Genomic DNA, 18,439 nt, shown 5'->3' on the forward strand with positions numbered 1-18,439 from the left:
ACGAGATGGGCCAGACCAAGATGCTGAAGCTGGGCGCGTTCATGCGGCCGGTGAGCATCCACACAGGAGCCTGGCGATACCCGGGGGCGATCCCCGACGCCAATTTCAACTTCCCGGCCATGAAGCGCTTCGTGCAGAAGCTGGAGGCCGGCAAGTTCGACGCCTTCTTCATGGCCGACCACCTGGCCGTGCTGAACATGCCGGTCGACGCCCTGAAGCGAAGCCACACGGTGACGTCGTTCGAGCCTTTCACCCTGCTGTCGGCCCTGGCCAGCGTGACCGAGCACATCGGCCTGATGGCGACCGCCTCGACCACCTATGACGAGCCCTATCACATCGCCCGGAGGTTCGCCTCGCTCGACCACATCTCCGGGGGGCGGGCCGGGTGGAACATCGTCACCACGGCCAATCCCGACGCGGCCCTGAACTTCGGCCTCGATGAGGACGTCGACCACGACGAGCGCTACCGGCGGGCGCGCGAATTCTACGATGTGGTCACGGGCCTGTGGGACAGCTTCGCCGACGACGCCTTCGTGCGCGACGTCGAGTCCGGCGTCTATTTCGATCCGTCGCGGATGCATGTCCTGGCCCACAAGGGGCCGCACCTGTCGGTCCGTGGGCCGCTGAACATCGCCAGGCCCGTCCAGGGCTGGCCGGTGATCATCCAGGCCGGCGCCTCGGAAGCGGGGCGCCAGCTCGCCGCGGAGACCGCAGAGGTGGTGTTCGCCGCGGGCGGCAGCCTGGAGGCGGCCAAGGCCTTCTATGCGGACGTCAAGGCGCGGGCGCGGGCGGCCGGGCGCGATCCCGAGGGCGTCAAGATCCTGCCCGGCGCCCTGGTGGTGGTCGGCGACACGGTCGAGGAGGCGAAGGCCAAGCGCGCGCTGCTGGACAGCCTCGTGCACTACGACAGCGGCATCGGCTCGCTGAACAGCGGTCTGGGCTACGACGTCTCAGGTTTCGATCCCGATGGGCCGCTGCCCGAGATTCCGGAGACCAACGCCAGCCAGAGCGGCCGGGCGCGGATCGTCGCCATGGCTCGGCGCGAGAACCTGACCATCCGTCAACTGGCGGCGCGGGTGGGAAGCTACGGCGGCCAGGCCTTCGTCGGGACGCCGGCCACCATCGCCGACGAGATCGAGCAATGGCTGGACGAGGAGGGCGCGGACGGCTTCAACATCATGTTCCCCTATCTGCCCGAGGGGCTCGACGACTTCGTCGATCGGGTGATCCCCGAACTGCAGCGCCGGGGCCGGTTCCGGACCGAGTACGAGGGCGCGACGCTGCGGGAGAATCTTGGGCTGCCGCGCCCGGGGAACCGCTTCTTTCCCGCCGCGCGCGCCGCCGCCGAGTGAACGAGGCGCCGCATGACTCGGAAATCGCCGCCTCGGCCGCCCCGCGAGATCACCCCGAGGGACCTTCCGCTCATGGAGCCGGACCTGCTCGGCGTCGTATCCATGGTGCTGCACGGCCGCGCCTCGCCGCCGGCGGAGGAGCCGCCGCCGTCAGATCCCGAGGTCGGGAAGCCGGCGCCGGAGAGCTAGAAGGCCTCGGCCCAGGGCCGCAGGTCCAGCTCGAGCGTCCAGGCGCTGCGATGCTGCTGATGCAGGACGAAATAGGCCTGGGCGATGGCGTCGATGTTCAGGAGGCCGTCCGGGCCGCGCTGCTCCTTGAGCTGCGGGACGCGTGAGAGCAGGCGTTCGCCTTCGATCCCGCCGTCGATCACCACATGGGCGACGTGGACGCCCTGCGGTCCGAACTCCCGGGCCAGGCTCTGCGAGAGATTGCGCAGGGCGCCCTTGGCCGAGGCGAAGGGGGCGAAATTGGCCTTGCCGCGCAGTTCGAGCAGCGCGGGAAGCGCCGCCTGAGCGACCTGGAAGCCGCCGAGGGCGTGCTCGCGCCAATGCGCCTCGAAGTCGGACTCGGCGAGATCCAGGAACGGCGTGGGGCGGTTGCTGCCGGCGTTGTGGATGGCCGCCGCAAGCGGAGCCAGCGCCTGGGCCGCCTCGACGAAGCGGCGGGCGTCCGCGGCCTGCGAGGCGTCGCCGACGACGGCGGCGACCTGCAGGCCTTCGGCGAGAAGGGCGCGCTCGGTGGCCCGAAGCTTCTCGGCGTTGCGCCCCGCCAGGGCGACGGGGAAGCCGGCGCGGCCGAAGCGACGCGCCAGGGCCGCGCCGAGCCCCCGTTCGGCGCCGACGCCGGCGATGAGCACGCTGCCGGCCGGTCCGTCAGCCAGGGAAGATTGCGACATGGGGTCTCCGTTTTCGAGGGCTGGCGCAGGCCGTGCCGGCTTCAGTCGAAGAAGGCGATGGTGCGGAACTCGATGCTCTCGCGCGGCGGCGTGCCGGGCGGCGTGGTGGGATCTTCGAACGCGGTGTGCGGGGCGAAACGCGCCACGTCGGCGGAGTCCCAGCACTTGATCAGCAGCGCTTCGTCCGGCCGGAGATCGGGGACGTAGCACCAGCGCTGGCTAGGATTGTAGGCCAGGCCATAGATCTCGCCGGTCCGGTGGGGGAAGCGCAGTTCGGAAGGGAGCAGGTCCGCGGGATCGATGCTGCCGGCGTCGCCAAGCGCCAGCGGCCAGTCGCGGGCCGGCGCCCCGATCGGCCGCCAGACATTGATGATCGCCGCCCGCCTGCGAAGCAGGTCGTCGGCCTGGTCGCCCAAGATGTCGCGCACGCGCTGCGGGCCGGAACGGAGCGTCTGGTCCACATGCACGCGCGTGGCGGGCTGGCGCGGCAGGCCCGCGGCGCGGTCTTCGGCGCCGGTCATGCGGCGCCTGAGCGTATGGTCGAAGACCACCACGCGAGACGCCCCCGTCGCGGACTTCACGATCTCGGCCGCTTCGGGATGGCCGAGGGCCAGGGTCTGGGCTTCGTCCCAGAAGTCGCGGACCGCGCTCTGGTGGCGGACCAGCGCGAAGCCCTCGACGTCGAGCGAGAACGTATCCGCCACGGGGCGGACGTCGGCGATCGAGACCAGGCGTTCGTCGGGCGTGATGTTCGTGCGTGGTCCGCCATCCGGCGGCTCGTAGGCGTAGCTGTAGAGCCCTTCGCCGGGTCGGGTGAAACCGAGCCTGGCCTGAACGGCCTGGAGCGGCGCTGGAGCGTTCGAGCGTGCGGCGGTCTTGGCGGACATGGCGTCACCTCCTGAGGCCCTCGCTTCCGATATGGGCCGGCTGAAGCGCCGCGACAGGGCGGAGGGACCTCCTCGGCTTTCGAGTTTATTTGGCGGGCCCCGCCAGAACTTCTGGGGACAGGCCGATCTCCGGTCGGTCGGCGTCGAACCGCCACACGCAGCTTTTCTAAATTCCTATGGAATTAATATGAATTGAAAGCGCGCGCCCAGGACGGGAGCGTAGGGCGTGCCAGAACTCCCCGAAATCAAAGACGAAGCCGCTTCACTGACCGCTCGGCCAAAGGCCTGGGCCGCCGCCATCGAGTGGCCGACCGTGCTGCTGGCGGTCGTGATCCATGGCGGATGGATCGCGCTGACCCTGTTGCACGATCAGGCGCCCCCCGCGTTGTTGTTCATCCTCGGCGGCTGGCTGATCGCCTGGCACGGCTCGCTCCAGCATGAGGCGATCCACGGCCATCCGACGCCTTGGCGGCGCGTCAACGACGCCGTGGCCGGCCTGCCGCTTTCGCTGTGGCTGCCCTATGAAGTCTACCGGGCATCCCATCTGGCGCACCACGCCAGCGAGCATCTTGCGCATCCGGAACACGACGCGGAGTCGCGCTATCTCCCGGCCGGCGCGGGATGGCGGCACGCGATGGCGCTGGCCGCGGCGCGGGCGCAGTCGACCCTGGCGGGCCGCCTTGTGCTCGGCCCGTTGATCGAGGTGGCGCGCTTCCTCTGGGGAGAGGGCGGCCGGGTGGTCCGCAACGCGCCGGGCAGCCGGGCGGTCTGGGTCCGCCATGCTGTCGCCGTGGGCCTTGTCTGGGCCTGGCTGCACTATGTCTGCGGGCTTGGCCTCGTCGATTACCTCGCGTTCTTCGTCTATCCGGGGTTGTCGCTCACCCTGATCCGCTCGTTCGCGGAGCATCGCGCGAGCGCCTCGCCGGCTGGGCGGGTGGCGATCGTCGAACGGGCGCCGCTGCTGGGGCTGCTGTTCCTCAACAACAACCTGCACGCGGTCCATCATCAATGGCCGGGCCTGTCCTGGTGGCGGCTGCCGGGGCGCTATCGGGCGCACCGCGAGGCGCTGCTCGCGGCGAACGGCGGCCTCGTCTACGCAGGTTACGCCGATGTCTTCCGGCGCTTTTTCTTCCGGGCGCACGATGTCGTCGTGCATCCTCTGGCGGGGAGGGATGCGGCTTGACCGAGTTCGCCTCTCTGGTGCGCGGAGCCGTGGGCCTTCAGTCTCTGGCTTCCCTGGCCATGTACGATCGGCCAAGCCTGCGAGCGGCGAACGATACGCTGTGGAGCGCGATCGCCGAGCGGCTGGCGTCGGAGGGCATGGATGCGCCGCGTGAACTTTCGCGCGATGTGGATCTGTACGACGTCTGGCGAAATCCGAGCCTGCTTCTGGCCCAGACCTGCGGCTACCCTCTGACCACGACGCTCAAGGATGCGGTGCGGATCGTCGCGACGCCGCGCTATCTCGCCCCCGGCTGCGCCGGCGCCTTTCACCGCAGCGCGATCGTCGTGGGGGGCCGTAGCGGGGTTCAAGAGCTGGAAGCCCTGCGCGGCGCCCGCTGCGTGATCAATTCGCGGGATTCCAACACCGGAATGAACCTGCTGCGGGCCAAGATCGCGCCGCTCTCCCGCGAGGGCCGGTTCTTCGGCGAGGTGCAGGTCAGCGGTTCGCACGCCGCCAGCCTGGCGGCGGTTGCCGCCGAGCGGGCCGATGTCGCCGCGATCGACGCGGTCACCCTGGCGCTGATCGCGCGCGACGAGCCGGACCTGGTTTCGGCGGTGCGGATTGTGGGCTGGACGCGCGCCTGCCCGGGGCTGCCGCTCGTCACCGCGGCGACCACGACCGCCGCCGGCGTCCTTGCCCTGCGCCGTGCGCTGAACGCCGTCGCGGCCGATCCGCAACTGGCGGCGACGCGCAGCGCCTTGCTGCTCGACGGGTTCACGGTGCTGTCGGCCGCCCAATATCGCCAGGTCGCCTGTCTTGAGCGCCAGGCCGTCGAGCGGGGCTATCCCGAACTCGCCTAGCGCTGGCGGGCTTCAGAGCCCGTGGGCGTGTCCGAGCGACGTCAGGATCTCGCGGCGCAGGCCGATCAATTCCGGATGGTCGCGATGACGCGGATAGTCGAGCCGGACGGCGACCTCGCGCACGATCCGGGCCGGATCGGCGGCCAATGGCGGATGGGGTGGGATTCGAACCCACGGTAGGCTTCCACCTACGGCGGTTTTCAAGACCGCTGCCTTAAACCACTCGGCCACCCATCCGGAAGGAGGGGCCTATAGCAGGGCGAAGGCGGGGGCTCCAGCGGCCTGAAGCCGTTCCAGATAGCCTTAATGAAATCGGTCGGTTCGTTAACCCTGCTGCAAGGCTCGCGCCGTCACCATGGGCTCGATAGCGCTGGGGAGCGTTGACTTAGGAGGAGCGTGGCCATGACCCGCATCCGTTTTTGCGCGCCGGCCCGCAGCCTCGTCGTCGTACTGATGGGGACCGCGGCCCTGGCCGCCTGCGCCACGCCGCAGCCGCGTTACGCCGCGAAGCATCCCGTCGCCGGGCCGACGCCGGGCCAGCTCCCCAACGGCGCGGGCGGACGCTACAAGGTCGGCGCACCCTATGAGGTCGGCGGCGTCTGGTACGCCCCCAAGGAGGAGCCGGACTACGATCAGGAAGGCCGCGCCACCTGGTACGGCGCCTCGCACCACCTGAAGACCACCGCCAACGGCGAGGTGTTCGACCGCTATGCGCTGTCGGGCGCCCACACGACCCTGCCGCTGCCGTCCATCGTCGAGGTCACCAATCTCGAGAACAACCGGACGGTCCAGATCCGCGTCAACGATCGCGGCCCGTTCAAGGGCGACGCCCTGATCGACGTCTCGCAGGAAGCCGCCCGCCAACTGGGCTTCGAGCAACAGGGACAGGCCAGGGTGCGCGTGCGCTATATCGGCCCGGCCCCGCTCGGCGCGCCCGACGCGGGCCTGCGCTATTCCGCCTACACGCCGGCGCCCACGCCGTCCGACCAGCTTCCCGGGGGCCCGACGCCCTATACGGGCCTGAGGCCGGGGCCTGTGGAGACGCCGGTCGCCTCGCAGCCCCTGGCCCCCTTGGCTCCCTTGGCTCCCTTGACGCCGGCGGCGCCGGCCGCGCCCGCCAATGGCGCGGTCTACCGTGTGCAGGCCGGCGCCTTCGCCGACCAGGCCAACGCCCAGCGCGTGGTCAGCCAGCTCGGTTCGGCGGTCGTGGCCCGGGTCGAGCCGTTCCAACGCGCCGACGGCATGACGCTCTACCGCGTGATGGTCGACGGGACGACGGACGAGGGCGAGGCCTGGGCCCTGCGCGACCGCGTCGCCTCCTATGGCTTCGCCGAAGCCCGGGTCGTGCGCCCCGGCGCCTGAGCCCAGGCCGCTGCGGCCAGTTGAGCGCTGGACAAACCGGGCGAACGGGCCATTTTGGCCGGCGTGACGCGTGGGCGGTTCATCACTTTCGAAGGCGGCGAGGGCGCGGGCAAGTCGACGCAGGTCCGGCGCCTGGCCGCGCGCCTGCAATCGGCCGGGCGCGAGGTGGTCGCGACCCGTGAGCCGGGCGGCTCGCCCGGCGCCGAGGCCATCCGCAATCTGGTCCTGAAGGGCGACGCCGACCGCTGGAGCCCGATGACCGAGACCCTGCTGATGTACGGGGCGCGGCGGGACCATATCGAGCGGACGATCCTGCCGGCCCTGGCGCGGGGGGCCTGGGTGGTCTGCGACCGCTTCGCCGATTCCACGCGCGCCTATCAGGGCGGGGCAGGGGGCGTGGACCCGGCCTTCATCTCGGCCTTGGAAACCCATGTCCTGGCCGACGTGCGGCCCGACCTGACCCTGGTGTTCGACCTGCCGGTCGAGGTGGGGCTGGCGCGCGCCGAAGCCTTCGCCCAGGCGGACGGCCACGCCGAGACGCGGTTCGAATCCAAGGGGGCGGCCTTTCACGAACGCCTGCGCAGGGCGTTCCAGCAGATCGCGGCCGCCGAGCCGGACCGCTGCGCGCTGATCGACGCCGCCGCCGGCATCGACGAGGTCGAGCGCGAGGTCTGGCGGACGGTCGAGCGGCGGCTTGTCCATGGCTGACGCTGCGCCCCACCCGCGGCAGGTCTTCGAGCTCAAGGGGCATGAGGCCTCCGAAGCGGCCTTCGAGGACGCCCGCGGCCGCGGGCGCCTGCACCACGCCTGGCTGCTGACCGGGACCGAGGGTGTCGGCAAGGCGACATTCGCCTATCGCGCCGCGCGCCGGCTGCTGGGCGCGCCCGCCAATCCGGCTTACGGGATCCTGGGCGCGTCTCCCGACCATCCGGTCAGCCGCCAGATCATCGCCCGCTCGCACCCCGATCTGCTGACGCTCGAGCGGATCGGCGAGGATGGAAAGCCGCGCAAGACGATCCCGGTGGACGAGGCGCGCAAGCTCTCGGACTTCTTTTCCAAGTCGCCGGCCTCGGCCCCGCATCGGGTGGCGATCATCGACGCCGCCGACGACCTCAACGTCAACGCCGCCAACGCCGTGCTCAAGACCCTGGAGGAGCCGCCCCCGCATGGGGTGATCCTGCTGGTCTCCCATTCGCCCGGCGGCCTGCTTCCGACCATCAAGTCGCGCTGCCGTCGGCTGGCCTTCAACGCGCTGGCGGAGGCCGACGTGACCGCCTTCGTCGAAGCCCGCACGACGGCCAATCCGGAAGAGGCGATCCGGCTGGCCCGCATGTCCAAGGGCGCGCCGGGCAAGGCCCTGGCGCTGGCCCTGGCCGGCGCGGTGACGGTGGACGACGCGGCCAGGGAGATCCTGCACGCCTTGCCGGCGATCGACGAGGCCCTGGCCCTGTCGCTGGCCGACCGCTTCCGGGGCGCGGAGGGCGCGGCGCAGTTCAACCTGCTGCTCGAACGCCTGGCCGAGCGGGTGCACGGCCATGCCATGCGGCTGGCGGCCGAGGGCTATGGCGGACTTGATCGATGGGCCGGGGCATGGGAGACGCTGCAACGCCTCCCGCGGGAGGTCGAGGCCGTCAATCTCGACCGGGCGGACGCGTTCTTCACGGCCCTCAACGAACTGCGCGCCGCCGCGCGCGCCTGAAATCTCCGAATGCTGATCGACAGCCACGTAAATCTGCACGCGCACCAGTTCGACGAAGACCGCGACGAGGTGATCGCCCGCGCCCGCGCGGCCGGCGTCGGCCTGATGGTCAATATCAGCGACAAGGTTTCGGGGTTCGCGGCGGTTCGGGCCTTGGCCGATCATCCCGACATCTGGTGCACGGTCGGCACCCATCCGCATGAGGCCAAGGAAAACCCCGACCTCTCGGCCGCCGAGCTGGTGAGGATCGCCGCCGACCCGCGCGTCGTCGGCATCGGCGAAACCGGCCTCGACTTCCACTATGACCTGAGCCCCCGCGACATCCAGGCCAAGGTCTTCCGCCAGCATGTCGCCGCCGCCCGCGAGAGCGGCCTGCCGTTGGTGGTGCACACCCGCGAAGCCGACGAGCTGATGGGCGACATCCTGGAAGAGGAATACGCCGCCGGCCCGTTCAAGATGCTGATGCACTGCTACACCTCGGGCGCCGGACTGGCGGCGCGGGCCGCGGCGCTGGGGGCCTGGTTCTCGGTCTCGGGCATCGCGACCTTCAAGGCCGCCGAGGACGTGCGCGCCGTGGTCCGGGAGATGCCCGCCGACCGCATCATCGTCGAGACGGACTGCCCCTATCTCGCGCCCGTGCCGCATCGCGGCCGGCGCAACGAGCCGGCCTATCTCCCCGACGTCCTGGCCAAGCTCGCCGAGATCCGCGGGTGGTCGAAGCATGACGCCGAACGCCGGACCGAGGACGCCTTCTTCGCGCTGTTCGACAGGATCCCCCGGCCATGACCGGGACGCTGGCCTTCACGATCCTGGGCTGCGGTTCGTCGGGCGGCGTGCCGCGCGCGGACGGCGACTGGGGCGCCTGTGATCCGGCCAATCCGAAGAACCGCCGCCGCCGCTGCTCGCTGCTGGTGCGCCGCAAGGGGCGCGAGCCGGAGGCGGAGACGACCCTGATCGTCGACACCTCGCCCGACCTGGTCTGGCAGACCTCGCAAGCTGGGGCCAAGCGGCTGGATGCTGTGCTGCTGACCCACGATCATGCCGACCAGACCCACGGTATCGACGACATCCGCGCCTTCTTCATCCGCCAGCGCGCGCGTATTCCCTGCCATATGGACCTGGCCACCGCCGCCACCATGCAGCGCCGCTTCGGCTATGTCTTCCAGGGCGAGAACGGCTATCCGGCCATCGGCGACATCACCCCGATCCCGCCCCATGGCCAGGCCTGGCGCGTCGACGGCCCTTCCGGCGGCATTCCGGTCGTCACCTTCGACCAGGACCATGGTGGCGTGAGGTCTGTCGGCTATCGCTTTGGAAACGTGGCCTATTCCAGCGACGTAGTGAACCTGGACGACGCGGCTTTCGAAGCGCTGGGCGGCCTCGACGTCTGGATCCTCGACGCCCTGCGCTGGCGGCCGCATCCGACCCATGCGCATGTCGAACTGGCGCTGGAGTGGATCGCGCGCGTGCGGCCCCGCCGCGCCATCCTCACCAACATGCATGTCGACCTGGACTATGACGATCTTGCGCGCCAGTTGCCCGAGGGCGTCGAACCGGCCTTCGACGGCCTGGGTTTCGAGTGTAAGTTGAGCGGCGATTTGTCATGATGTCCCAGCCGCTTAAGCTCGGTTTCCTCGCGTCGAAGAACGGCACCAGCATGCGCGCCATCATGGAGGCGGCGAGCGCCGGCGTCCTGGCCGCCGAGCCGCGGCTGGTGGTCAGCAACAACAGGAATGCGGCGGCGCTGGAATTCGCCGCCGGGCGCGGCGTGCCGACCCTGGCGATCCCGACCCAGGGCGATCCGCAAGGCGCCGACCGCCAGCTATGCGAGGCTCTCGAGGCGGCCGGCGTCGAGCTGGTGATCCTGTCGGGCTACCTGCGCCGCCTCGGGCCCCGGACGCTTGGCCGCTATCGCAACCGCATCCTCAACATCCATCCCGGCCTGCTGCCGGCCTTCGGCGGGGAGGGAATGTATGGTCGCCGGGTCCACGAAGCCGTGCTCGCCGCCGGCGTCGCCGAAAGCGGCGCGACCATCCACGCGGTGGACGAAATCTACGACCACGGCCCGCTGATCGAACGCCGAACCGTGCCGGTCCTCCCGGGCGACACGGCCGAGCAACTGGAGGCTCGTGTCGCGGCCATGGAGCCGGGGTTCTTCATCGAGACCCTGGCCCGCATCGCCGGCGGCGAGCTGTCGTTGCCGGACTAGGCGCGGTCAACGCCTGCCCCAACGCGTCCTGGCCAGCATCGAGCGTGGTGTTCAGGAGCGGGCGTTCAGCGACTTCACGATCTTCACCCGGGAGAAATCCTCGGCGGCGCGGCGCTCGAAGCCGAACGACTTGGCGGTGGCCAGCATCGGCGCGTTCTCCCGCGCCACGTCGCCCCAGACCTCCGACAGTCCCTTGGCGGCGGCGTAGTCGAGGATCTCGCCCAGCAACAGCCGCCCCAGGCCCTGGTGCTGCTGGTCGGTGCGGACCATCAGGGCGAATTCCGCCGTCTCGCCCTGCGGGTCGCCGGCCAGGCGCGAGACGCCCAGGATCTGGCGGCCGTCGTCGACGACCAGCGCCATCTCGCGATCATAGTCGATCTGGGAGAGCCGCTCGGGCCAGCCATGGGGCAGGGTGCGAAAGCCCGACCGGAACCTCAGGCGCACGTCCTCGGCGCTGCTGGCCTCCACCATCGCGGCGATGGCCGGGCCGTCCTGCGGCCGTATGGCGCGGAGCGTGACCTTCTCGCCGCCGACCTCGATCTCGCGCTGGAGATCGAGCGGGTAGGGGAGGATGGCCATGCGCGGCCGCGCCTCGTCCAGCTCGCGCAAGCGGATGCGGGCGGCCAGGACCAGCACGCCCGACGAATCGGCGAGCAGGGGGTTGATGTCGAGCTCGGCGATCTCCGGCTCGCCGACCGCGATCTGCGAGAGGCGGGTCAGCACGTCGGCGATCGCCTCGACGTCGGCGGGCGTATGGTCGCGGAAGCCCTGGAGCAGCCGCGCCACGCGCGTGCGGCCGATCATGTCCCTGGCCAGCACGTCGTCCAGCGGCGGCAGGCCGATGACGCGGTCGGCCGTGACCTCGACGCTGACCCCGCCGGCCCCGAACATCACCACGGGCCCGAAGAGCGGGTCCTGGGCGATGCCGAGCAGCAGTTCGCGCGCCTGCGGCCGCAGCACCAGCGGCTCCACCATCAGGCCCTCGATCCGCGCCTGCGGCCGGGCCTTGGCGATCCGCGCCAGCATGGCCTGGGCTTCGGCCTTGGTCTCCTCGGCGCCCTCCAGGCCCAGCACGACGCCGCCGAGTTCGGACTTGTGGCTGACGTCCGGCGACAGGATCTTCAGGGCCACGGGCCCGCCGATGTCGGTCGCCGCCCGACCGGCCGCTTCCGGCGTCGCCACCGCGCGGCCCTCCAGCACCGGCACGCCATAGGCCTTGAGGATCGCCCGCGCCTCGGGATCGGTGAGGATCAGGCGGCCATCCGCGCGGGCCTTGGCGATCACGGCCTTGGCCGTCTCGGCGTCCGGCGCCCCGACGGCGCCGGCGGGCGTGCGGATCAGGGCCTCCTGGTTCTTGCGGTGGTCGACCAGGTGCATGAACGCGCGGACCGCTTCGTCGGGGGTTTCGTGGGCTGGGACGCCCGCCGCCGCCAGCCGCCGGCGCCCCTCGGCCACCGCCGTCTGGCCCATCCAGGCGCTCAGCACCGGCCGGTGATAGCGCTTGGCCTTCAGGACCTTGACGACCGCGTCGGCGGCCGCGGTGCTGTCTTCCACCGCCGTCGGGCAGTTCATCACCAGGATCGCATCGGCGTTGCGGTCCTCCAGCAGCACCTCCAGCGCCTGGCCATAGAGCGGGGCGTGGGTGTCGCCGAGGATGTCCACCGGGTTCGCGCCCGACCAGTATATCGGCGCGGCGGCCGCCAATTTCTCCAGGGTTTCGGGCGACAGTTCCGCCAGCCGCCCATCGCGGGCCTCCAGGGCGTCGGCCGCCATCACCCCGGCGCCGCCGCCGTTGGTGAGGATCGCCAGCCGATCCCCATAGACCCTCAGGCCCGCGGCCAGGGTCGACACCGCGTCGAACAGTTCGCGCAGGCCCCCGACGCGCAGCATGCCCGCGCGGCGGAAGGCGGCCTCGTAGACCAGGTCGGCGCCGGCCAGGGCCCCGGTGTGGGAGAACGCAGCCTTGGCCCCGGCGGCGCTGCGGCCGGCCTTGACCACCACGACCGGCTTGGCGCGCGAGGCGATGCGGCCGGCGGTCATGAACTTCCGCGCGTCGCTGATGCTCTCGACATAGAGCAGGACGCCGTGGGTGTCGTAGTCCAGGGCCAGGTAGTCGAGCAGGTCGCCGAAATCGATGTCGGCCGCGTCGCCTATGGTCAGCACATGGGAGAAGCCCACGCCGCGCGCGTGCGCCCAGTCGATCGCCGCGGCGGCCACCGCGCCCGACTGCGAGACCAGGGCCAGGCCGCCCGGAGCCGGCGAGAGGTGCGCGAAGCTGGCGTTGATGCCCAGCCGCGGCGACATGAAGCCCAGGCAGTTCGGCCCCAGGATCCTCATCAGGGTCGGCTTGGCGGCGTCCAGCATCGCCTGGCGCAGTTGCGCGTCGACGCCGGCGCTGATCACGATGGCGGCGCGGCAGCCGGCCTGGGCCAGCTCGGCGACCAGCCCCGGAACCGACGGCGCCGGCGTGGCGATCACCGCCAGGTCGGGGATGAGCGGCAGGTCCGCCACGCCGCCATAGGCGATCGAGGAGCGGATCGCCTTGGCGCTCAGCGACACCGGCAGCACAGGCCCCGGAAATCCGCTCTCGAGCAGGTTGCGCGACAGCACCTGGCCGACCGATCCAGGCCTGTTGCTGGCGCCGACGACGGCGATCGCATTGGGATGAAACAGCGCATCGAGGTTGCGGGTCGTCATGCCGGGCCTCAGCCTACGCCAGTCACCAGGAGATTCTGGCCGATCACGGCAGGACACCTCGCGACGGGGCCGCGATCAAGCGCGCTGACGAGCGCGCCGGCGGCGAGATACTGAGGCTTGCGAGAATTGGGCAGCAAATGCGGCGGTTTGGGCCGGATTCCTGGAGCGCCCGGATCGGCCATGGACCAAATATTTCTGATAATATTCCTTAGGCGATGATGGTGTAGGAGCGACGCCTGTCGGTTTCGCGCTCCAATCTGCCTTCCCCACCAATTTCGATCACTTCTGTCCGCGTCCTTCCAAGATGGCGCGAGGCGCTCCGGACAGCGAACTGGCCCTCGCCCAGGGGCGCAAGGACGCTGCGATGGGCTATCTCCATCGGGCATTCTCGGCGCCTTCCCTTTGAATACGCTGGAGACGTAGTTTGACAAAGTGGACGAAATAGTCCACTTTGAAAGGCATGAGCAGGCAGCGTGCAGAGCGAAGCGATGTTCGTCGTCACCGCGAGGCGATCCTGGATGCGGCGGCGCGCGTGTTCAGCGAGCACGGCGTCCACGTCTCGCTTGACGCCATCGTGGAGGCGTCCGGGCTCAGCAAGGGCACGCTCTATCGTCGCTACCCGGACCGGATCGCCCTGCTGGTGGCGCTCTTCAATCGCGAGGTGGACGCGGTCTGCCGCTTCGGCGACACCCTGCCGCCCCACGAAGCCCTGATGGGCATGCTGGGCTATGTCGCCGACACCGCTCGCCGCTCGCCAGCCCTGGCGGACGGCTGGCGCATGGTGCCGACCCACCACCCCGAATACGTCCAGGCCCGTGATCGCCTGGCCGAACGGCTGGCCGGCCCCCTGGAGGCGGCCAAGGCCTCCGGTCTCGTCCGAGGCGATCTGGCCATCGGCGATCTCGTACTGGCCTTCCGACTGGTCGCCATTCCCGTGATGAGCGCCGAGGGCGAAGCCCTCGCCGAGCGCACGCTCGACCTCCTGCTCCGCGGCCTGCTGAGACACGACTGATGGCCAGGTCTTCGCGCAACTTCGGAGAGGTGATCGGCGACGTCCCGGCATGGAAGCCGCACGAGGCGCCGCTCCTGCCAGGTTCGCCCTCCACGCCGGACTTCTCCCCCGGGACCAGGCTCATCTACGGTCTGGTCGGACTCCTGCTCGGCGTGACCGGCGCGCTCGGAAGCGCGCTGCTCACTGTCAATCTCCCCGCCATCCAGGGCGCGCTGGGCCTCGAGCCGGCGCAAGGCGCCTGGATCAGCGCCGCGTACGTGATGGGCGGGGTGGCCATGAACCTGCTGCTGATCAAGTACCGTCAGCAGTTCGGCCTGGGCAGCTTCGTCAAGGTCTTCCTGGGGCTCTACGCCGCCGCGGCCGTGGCCCAGGCGCTCCTGGCCGATCCGACCTGGGCGCTTGCGGTACGCGTCGTCAGCGGCGTCGCGGGCGCGGCCATGACCACCTTCACGATCTTCTACATGCTGCAGGCGTTCGATGCGCAGCGCAGGCTCGTGGGGCTCGCCATCGGCATCGGCCTTGTGCAAGTCGGATTTCCGCTGGCCCGCGTGATCTCGCCTGCCCTGCTGGATCTGGACGACTGGACGCTGGTGTGCATCTTCGAAGCGGGCATGGCTTTGGCATGCCTGGCGGCGGTTCTGGCCGTGCCGCTGCCGCGCGGCGTGCGCTACCACGTGTTCGAGCCTCAGGACGCGACAAGCTTCGTGCTCATGGCCGGCGGTCTCGGGCTGCTGGCCGCGGTCGCCGCCCAGGGGCGGATACAGTGGTGGTTCGAAGCGTCGTGGATCGGATGGGCGCTGGCGCTCGCCATTGCGTGCCTGCTCGCCGCCGCCGTGCTCGAGCACCGCCGCCAAAACCCGCTGATCGATACGCGCTGGGTCTCGACGCCCGATTTTCTCCGTTTCGCCGTCTCGATCCTGCTGGTTCGCATCCTGCTCTCCGAGCAGACCTATGCCGGACCAGGCCTGCTGGCGGCAGTCGGGATGGGCCCCGAACAGCAGCAGTTGCTGAACGGCGTCATTCTCATCGCGGTCTTGGCCGGCGTCGCGGCCAGCGGCCTTCTGCTCGCCGTCTCGCCGAAGTTCGTACTGCTCATGGACCTGGCCGCGCCGGCCCTGATCGTGATCGCGGCTCTGATGGACGCCCAGGCCACGGTGCAGACTCATCCGGCCTCGCTGTTCCTGAGCCAGGCGATCATGGGGTTCGCCGGGGCGATGTATATCTGCGCGGCGTTCCTGGTGGGCTTCCTGCTGCTCTTCGTTCGCGGCGTCGCCTCGGTGATCACCTTCATCGTAACCTTCAGCGTCGCTCAGATGCTCGGCGGCCTGCTCGGGCCGACCCTGGCCGGCACGCTGCAGATCCTTCGCGCGAACCACCACTCCGCCTACCTGGTGGAGCAGCTCGCAGTTGGCGACCCCCAGGTGGCGGCCGCCGTCCGAGCCTTGGCCGCGCCCCAGGCGGGGGTCGTCACCGACCCGGGACTCCTGGCCGGATCGGGCCTGTCGCCCCTGGCCCAGCAGGTCGCCCAACAGGCCAACATCCTTGCGTTCAACGACGTCTTCCTTGCGATCGCGGCGATCGCGATCGTCCATCTGCTCTTCTCCATCCCGGCCCTTCTCGCCCTCGGCGCAAAGCTCAAGGCTGCGCCCTTGCCCATGCCCGGCGCCGCTCCCGCGGCCGCGTAAGTCTTAAGAGGCGTCCCCATGACGACCGACATCCAGAACTCCCCGTCCGCCGCGGACGGCGCCAGCCCAGCCCCCGTGACACCCTCGCGCCGCGGCCTGGTCCTTGCGCTCGTCTTCGGCGCCGCCGCGATCTGCGCCATCCTCTACGCCTGGAAGCTGCCGCCCTTCTCGAGCGCGACCCAGCGCACCGAGAACGCTTACGTCCGCGGTCTTGTGACGGTGATCTCGCCCCAGGTGAGCGGCTACGTCACCGACGTGCGGGTGAAGGACTTCCAGCAGGTTCGCGCCGGCGAACCGCTGTTCCGGATCGACGAGCGGATCTACCTCCAGCGAGTCGAGCAGGCCAAGGCGACGCTCGCCGCGCGCGAGGCCGACCTCGCCAACCAGACCCAGGCGGCGGCGTCGCGCGATGCGGCCCTCTCGGCCCGCGAGGCCGAGGTCGGCGCGGCGGACGCCCAACTGGCCCGCGCCCGCGCCGATATGGACCGGGTCGGGCCGCTGGCCGCCGACGGCAGCCTCTCGCGGCGCGAAGCCGACGCCGCCCTGGCGAGCCTGCGTTCGGCGGAAGCCAGCCTTCGCCAGACGCAGGCCGCGCGCAAGGCGGCCCAGCAGGACATCCGGGCGGTCGCCGTCTCCCGCGAGGGTCTGCAGGCGGCCGTGGACAACGCGCGCGCGACCCTGCGCCTGGCGCAGATCGATCTCGACAACACGCTCCTGAACGCCCCGACCGCCGGCCAGCTCGGTCAGGTCGGCGCCCGCCGCGGGCAGTTCGTGAACGCAGGGACGCAACTGGTGTCCCTGGTCCCTCCCGAGCGCTGGATCATCGCCAACTTCAAGGAGCGGCAGGCCGGCAAGATGGCGATCGGCCAGGCCGCGAGCGTCACGGTGGACGCCCTCGGGGACCGGCGCTTCACCGGGCGGGTCAAGCAGCTCTCCCCGGCGACGGGCTCGGAGTTCGCCCTGCTGCCGGCCCAGAACGCCACGGGTAATTTCACCAAGGTCGCCCAGCGCATTCCCGTGGAGATCGTGCTCGATCCGAACCAGGAGGGATTGGATCGCCTGCGCCCCGGAATGTCGGTCGTGGCGCGCGTGGACACCGCCAGCAAGGCGAACTCCCGGATGGCGGGCCGCTGATGTTCCGCGCACGCTATCTGACCGCGCCGCTCGCCATGCTTTTCCTGGCGGCCTGCGCCGCGACGCCCTCCCCGCCAGCGCTCGCAACGCTCACGCCCCCCGCCGAATGGCGCGTGTCCTCGACGGCGGGGGCCGCGGTTGAAGCAGACTGGTGGACCGCGTTCCATGATCCGCACCTGGCGGCGGCCGTCCAGGCCGCCTTGGCCGCCAACACCGACCTTGCGATCGCCGAAGCCCGCGTCCGGGAAGCCCAGGCGCTTTCCGTGCAGGCTCGTTCGCTCCTGGCGCCGAGCCTCGATCTCACCATCGGCGCTCAGGACCAGCGGCGCCTGACCGACATCGGGCGTGTCGTCGAGACCGAGGCCGCGCAACCGGAGTTGCGGATGGCTTACGAGGTCGATCTCTGGGGCCGCCTGCGGTCGGGCGACGCGGCCGCGCGGGCTTCCCTGCAGGCCAGCCGTTACGGGCGGGAAGCGGTGGCGCTCTCCGTGGCCGCCGCCACCGCTCGCGCCTACGTCTCGCTCGCCTCCCTGGACGCGCAGCTGCAGATCGCCGGAGAGACCTTGGCCGCGCGTCGAACCGCCCTTGAGGTGATCGCGCGCCGCGCCGAGGCGGGCTACCTGTCCCAACTCGATCTGGCCCAGGCGCGCGCCGAGTTCGAGGCCGTCTCCCAGCGCGTCCCGGCCCTCGAACTGGCTGTGCGGCGCCAGGAGAACGCGCTGCGGCTCCTGACCGGCGCCGCGCCGGGGCGCGTGGAGCGCTCGAGCTTTGATCAACTGGTGGTCGTGGCGCCATCGCCGGGGCTGCCTTCGGCCCTGCTCGAGCGGCGGCCGGACATCGCCCAGGCGCAGTCGCAGTTGATCGCGGCCGACGCCTCCCTGGACGCGGCCAGGGCCGCCATGCTGCCGCAGGTGCGCCTCACGGCCGCCGTCGGCGAGCTCTTCGCCCAGCGGTTCGACCCCATCACCGTTTGGACCGTCGGGGGCAGCGTCCTGGCGCCGATCTTCGACGCCGGGCGCCGGGAGGCACAGACGAGCGCTTCGGCCGCGCGGCGCGACCAGGCCGCCTTGGCCTACAAGCGAGTGGTCCTGAACGCCTTCGCCGAGACCGAGAACGCCCTGGAGGGCGTCTCGCGGCTCGAGCGGCAGGCCAAGGCCGCGAGCGCGCAGCGTGACGCCCTCCAGGAGGCGTCGGATCGGGCGGGCCGGCTCTACGAGGCCGGACACGCTTCGCGTCTGGAGCGCCTCGACGCCGAGCGGCGGCTCTTCGAGGCTCAACTGGCCGACGTCCAGGTTCGCGAAAACGAACTGGCCAACACCATCGCGCTCTATCAGGCGCTCGGCGGCGGCTGGTCGCTCGGCGCAGCCGAAGCCGGCGCGAGAGATTAGCCACGAGTCGTCCCTGGTCGGAGCCGTCGCGGCGGCGGCCAAGCTGCGCCATGTGAAGACATTCGCTGCGGGACGGCAATGCGGACTTTGGTG

The 18,439-nt window shown here is 70.7% G+C and carries 18 protein-coding genes and 1 tRNA gene; 14 read left to right on the forward strand and 5 right to left on the reverse strand.

Annotated elements, in window-relative coordinates:
* Nucleotides 1-5 precede the first annotated feature (5 nt).
* Both RTL41_RS11665 and RTL41_RS11670 read left to right on the forward strand, forming a co-directional pair.
* The gene (locus RTL41_RS11665) at nucleotides 6-1,352 is read left to right on the forward strand and encodes an LLM class flavin-dependent oxidoreductase (protein WP_312164530.1); all 1,347 of its coding nucleotides are present in this window, start codon (nucleotides 6-8) and stop codon (nucleotides 1,350-1,352) included.
* 12 nt (nucleotides 1,353-1,364) lie between these two features.
* Nucleotides 1,365-1,541, forward strand: a complete 177-nt coding sequence (locus RTL41_RS11670; RefSeq protein WP_312164532.1) for a hypothetical protein — start codon at nucleotides 1,365-1,367, stop codon at nucleotides 1,539-1,541.
* Here the strand turns inward: RTL41_RS11670 and RTL41_RS11675 are convergent.
* Together RTL41_RS11675 and RTL41_RS11680 are read right to left on the reverse strand one after the other, a co-directional pair.
* On the reverse strand, nucleotides 1,538-2,248 hold the full coding sequence (locus RTL41_RS11675) for an SDR family NAD(P)-dependent oxidoreductase (protein ID WP_312164534.1): 711 nt from the start codon (nucleotides 2,246-2,248) through the stop codon (nucleotides 1,538-1,540). The genes RTL41_RS11670 and RTL41_RS11675 overlap by 4 nt on opposite strands.
* A gap of 41 nt (nucleotides 2,249-2,289) precedes the next feature.
* On the reverse strand, nucleotides 2,290-3,135 hold the full coding sequence (locus RTL41_RS11680) for a CmcJ/NvfI family oxidoreductase (protein ID WP_312164535.1): 846 nt from the start codon (nucleotides 3,133-3,135) through the stop codon (nucleotides 2,290-2,292).
* Between the two features lie 226 nt (nucleotides 3,136-3,361).
* Between RTL41_RS11680 and RTL41_RS11685 the strand changes: the two genes are divergently transcribed.
* A complete protein-coding gene (locus RTL41_RS11685; protein WP_312164537.1) occupies nucleotides 3,362-4,318 on the forward strand; it encodes a fatty acid desaturase in 957 nt (318 codons plus the stop codon).
* Nucleotides 4,315-5,160 carry a PhnD/SsuA/transferrin family substrate-binding protein gene (locus RTL41_RS11690; RefSeq protein ID WP_312164539.1) on the forward strand — a complete coding sequence of 282 codons (846 nt, stop codon included), beginning with the start codon at nucleotides 4,315-4,317 and terminating at the stop codon, nucleotides 5,158-5,160. Before RTL41_RS11685 ends, RTL41_RS11690 begins: the two co-directional genes overlap by 4 nt.
* Before the next feature lie 12 nt (nucleotides 5,161-5,172).
* On the opposite strand, the gene RTL41_RS11695 is transcribed toward RTL41_RS11690, so the two are convergent.
* Together RTL41_RS11695 and RTL41_RS11700 are read right to left on the reverse strand one after the other, a co-directional pair.
* Nucleotides 5,173-5,307 carry a hypothetical protein gene (locus RTL41_RS11695; RefSeq protein ID WP_312164541.1) on the reverse strand — a complete coding sequence of 45 codons (135 nt, stop codon included), beginning with the start codon at nucleotides 5,305-5,307 and terminating at the stop codon, nucleotides 5,173-5,175.
* Nucleotides 5,308-5,397 (reverse strand) — tRNA-Ser (locus RTL41_RS11700).
* A gap of 165 nt (nucleotides 5,398-5,562) precedes the next feature.
* On the opposite strand from RTL41_RS11700, the gene RTL41_RS11705 reads away from it, so the two are divergent.
* From RTL41_RS11705 to RTL41_RS11730, 6 genes are all read left to right on the forward strand, one after another.
* The gene (locus tag RTL41_RS11705) at nucleotides 5,563-6,522 is read left to right on the forward strand and encodes a septal ring lytic transglycosylase RlpA family protein (protein WP_312164543.1); all 960 of its coding nucleotides are present in this window, start codon (nucleotides 5,563-5,565) and stop codon (nucleotides 6,520-6,522) included.
* Nucleotides 6,523-6,585: 63 nt separating this feature from the next.
* On the forward strand, nucleotides 6,586-7,230 hold the full coding sequence (gene tmk / locus RTL41_RS11710) for a dTMP kinase (RefSeq protein WP_312164572.1): 645 nt from the start codon (nucleotides 6,586-6,588) through the stop codon (nucleotides 7,228-7,230).
* Entirely contained in the window at nucleotides 7,223-8,221 is a 999-nt protein-coding gene (locus tag RTL41_RS11715; RefSeq protein WP_312164545.1) for a DNA polymerase III subunit delta', read from the forward strand. The genes tmk and RTL41_RS11715 overlap by 8 nt, the downstream gene beginning before the upstream one ends.
* Nucleotides 8,222-8,230: 9 nt before the next feature.
* On the forward strand, nucleotides 8,231-9,007 hold the full coding sequence (locus RTL41_RS11720) for a TatD family hydrolase (RefSeq protein ID WP_312164547.1): 777 nt from the start codon (nucleotides 8,231-8,233) through the stop codon (nucleotides 9,005-9,007).
* The gene (locus RTL41_RS11725) at nucleotides 9,004-9,828 is read left to right on the forward strand and encodes an MBL fold metallo-hydrolase (protein WP_312164548.1); all 825 of its coding nucleotides are present in this window, start codon (nucleotides 9,004-9,006) and stop codon (nucleotides 9,826-9,828) included. The genes RTL41_RS11720 and RTL41_RS11725 overlap by 4 nt, the downstream gene beginning before the upstream one ends.
* A complete protein-coding gene (locus RTL41_RS11730; RefSeq protein WP_312164550.1) occupies nucleotides 9,828-10,430 on the forward strand; it encodes a phosphoribosylglycinamide formyltransferase in 603 nt (200 codons plus the stop codon). The genes RTL41_RS11725 and RTL41_RS11730 overlap by 1 nt, the downstream gene beginning before the upstream one ends.
* A 51-nt stretch (nucleotides 10,431-10,481) precedes the next feature.
* Here RTL41_RS11730 and RTL41_RS11735 read toward each other — a convergent pair whose 3' ends face one another.
* Nucleotides 10,482-13,127: a bifunctional acetate--CoA ligase family protein/GNAT family N-acetyltransferase gene (locus RTL41_RS11735; protein WP_312164552.1), complete on the reverse strand. Its 2,646-nt coding sequence runs from the start codon at nucleotides 13,125-13,127 to the stop codon at nucleotides 10,482-10,484.
* A gap of 460 nt (nucleotides 13,128-13,587) precedes the next feature.
* Here RTL41_RS11735 and RTL41_RS11740 point away from each other — a divergent pair, with 460 nt between their 5' ends.
* Genes RTL41_RS11740 through RTL41_RS11755 form a run of 4 tightly spaced genes read left to right on the forward strand, consistent with a single transcriptional unit; the run spans nucleotide 13,588 to nucleotide 18,346 of the window.
* On the forward strand, nucleotides 13,588-14,139 hold the full coding sequence (locus RTL41_RS11740) for a helix-turn-helix domain-containing protein (RefSeq protein WP_312164554.1): 552 nt from the start codon (nucleotides 13,588-13,590) through the stop codon (nucleotides 14,137-14,139).
* Nucleotides 14,139-15,824 (forward strand): MFS transporter, encoded by a 1,686-nt coding sequence (locus tag RTL41_RS11745; protein WP_312164556.1) that lies wholly within the window; start codon nucleotides 14,139-14,141, stop codon nucleotides 15,822-15,824. Before RTL41_RS11740 ends, RTL41_RS11745 begins: the two co-directional genes overlap by 1 nt.
* Nucleotides 15,825-15,842: 18 nt before the next feature.
* Entirely contained in the window at nucleotides 15,843-16,958 is a 1,116-nt protein-coding gene (locus tag RTL41_RS11750; RefSeq protein WP_312164558.1) for an HlyD family secretion protein, read from the forward strand.
* Nucleotides 16,958-18,346: an efflux transporter outer membrane subunit gene (locus tag RTL41_RS11755; RefSeq protein ID WP_312164559.1), complete on the forward strand. Its 1,389-nt coding sequence runs from the start codon at nucleotides 16,958-16,960 to the stop codon at nucleotides 18,344-18,346. Before RTL41_RS11750 ends, RTL41_RS11755 begins: the two co-directional genes overlap by 1 nt.
* The last annotated feature ends 93 nt before the right edge of the window (nucleotides 18,347-18,439 follow it).

Origin of the sequence: Phenylobacterium sp. (assembly GCF_031984885.1) — a bacterium.
Taxonomy (GTDB): Bacteria; Pseudomonadota; Alphaproteobacteria; order Caulobacterales; family Caulobacteraceae; genus Phenylobacterium.

What these genes read in the sequence shown, in the direction of transcription:
- RTL41_RS11665 (WP_312164530.1), top strand. Translation starts at nt 6, where the DNA reads ATGGGCCAGACCAAGATGCTGAAGCTGGGCGCGTTCATGCGGCCGGTG.
- RTL41_RS11670 (WP_312164532.1), top strand. Translation starts at nt 1,365, where the DNA reads ATGACTCGGAAATCGCCGCCTCGGCCGCCCCGCGAGATCACCCCGAGG.
- RTL41_RS11675 (WP_312164534.1), bottom strand. Translation starts at nt 2,248, where the DNA reads ATGTCGCAATCTTCCCTGGCTGACGGACCGGCCGGCAGCGTGCTCATC.
- RTL41_RS11680 (WP_312164535.1), bottom strand. Translation starts at nt 3,135, where the DNA reads ATGTCCGCCAAGACCGCCGCACGCTCGAACGCTCCAGCGCCGCTCCAG.
- RTL41_RS11705 (WP_312164543.1), top strand. Translation starts at nt 5,563, where the DNA reads ATGACCCGCATCCGTTTTTGCGCGCCGGCCCGCAGCCTCGTCGTCGTA.
- RTL41_RS11715 (WP_312164545.1), top strand. Translation starts at nt 7,223, where the DNA reads ATGGCTGACGCTGCGCCCCACCCGCGGCAGGTCTTCGAGCTCAAGGGG.
- RTL41_RS11720 (WP_312164547.1), top strand. Translation starts at nt 8,231, where the DNA reads ATGCTGATCGACAGCCACGTAAATCTGCACGCGCACCAGTTCGACGAA.
- RTL41_RS11725 (WP_312164548.1), top strand. Translation starts at nt 9,004, where the DNA reads ATGACCGGGACGCTGGCCTTCACGATCCTGGGCTGCGGTTCGTCGGGC.
- RTL41_RS11730 (WP_312164550.1), top strand. Translation starts at nt 9,828, where the DNA reads ATGTCCCAGCCGCTTAAGCTCGGTTTCCTCGCGTCGAAGAACGGCACC.
- RTL41_RS11735 (WP_312164552.1), bottom strand. Translation starts at nt 13,127, where the DNA reads ATGACGACCCGCAACCTCGATGCGCTGTTTCATCCCAATGCGATCGCC.
- RTL41_RS11740 (WP_312164554.1), top strand. Translation starts at nt 13,588, where the DNA reads ATGAGCAGGCAGCGTGCAGAGCGAAGCGATGTTCGTCGTCACCGCGAG.
- RTL41_RS11745 (WP_312164556.1), top strand. Translation starts at nt 14,139, where the DNA reads ATGGCCAGGTCTTCGCGCAACTTCGGAGAGGTGATCGGCGACGTCCCG.
- RTL41_RS11750 (WP_312164558.1), top strand. Translation starts at nt 15,843, where the DNA reads ATGACGACCGACATCCAGAACTCCCCGTCCGCCGCGGACGGCGCCAGC.
- RTL41_RS11755 (WP_312164559.1), top strand. Translation starts at nt 16,958, where the DNA reads ATGTTCCGCGCACGCTATCTGACCGCGCCGCTCGCCATGCTTTTCCTG.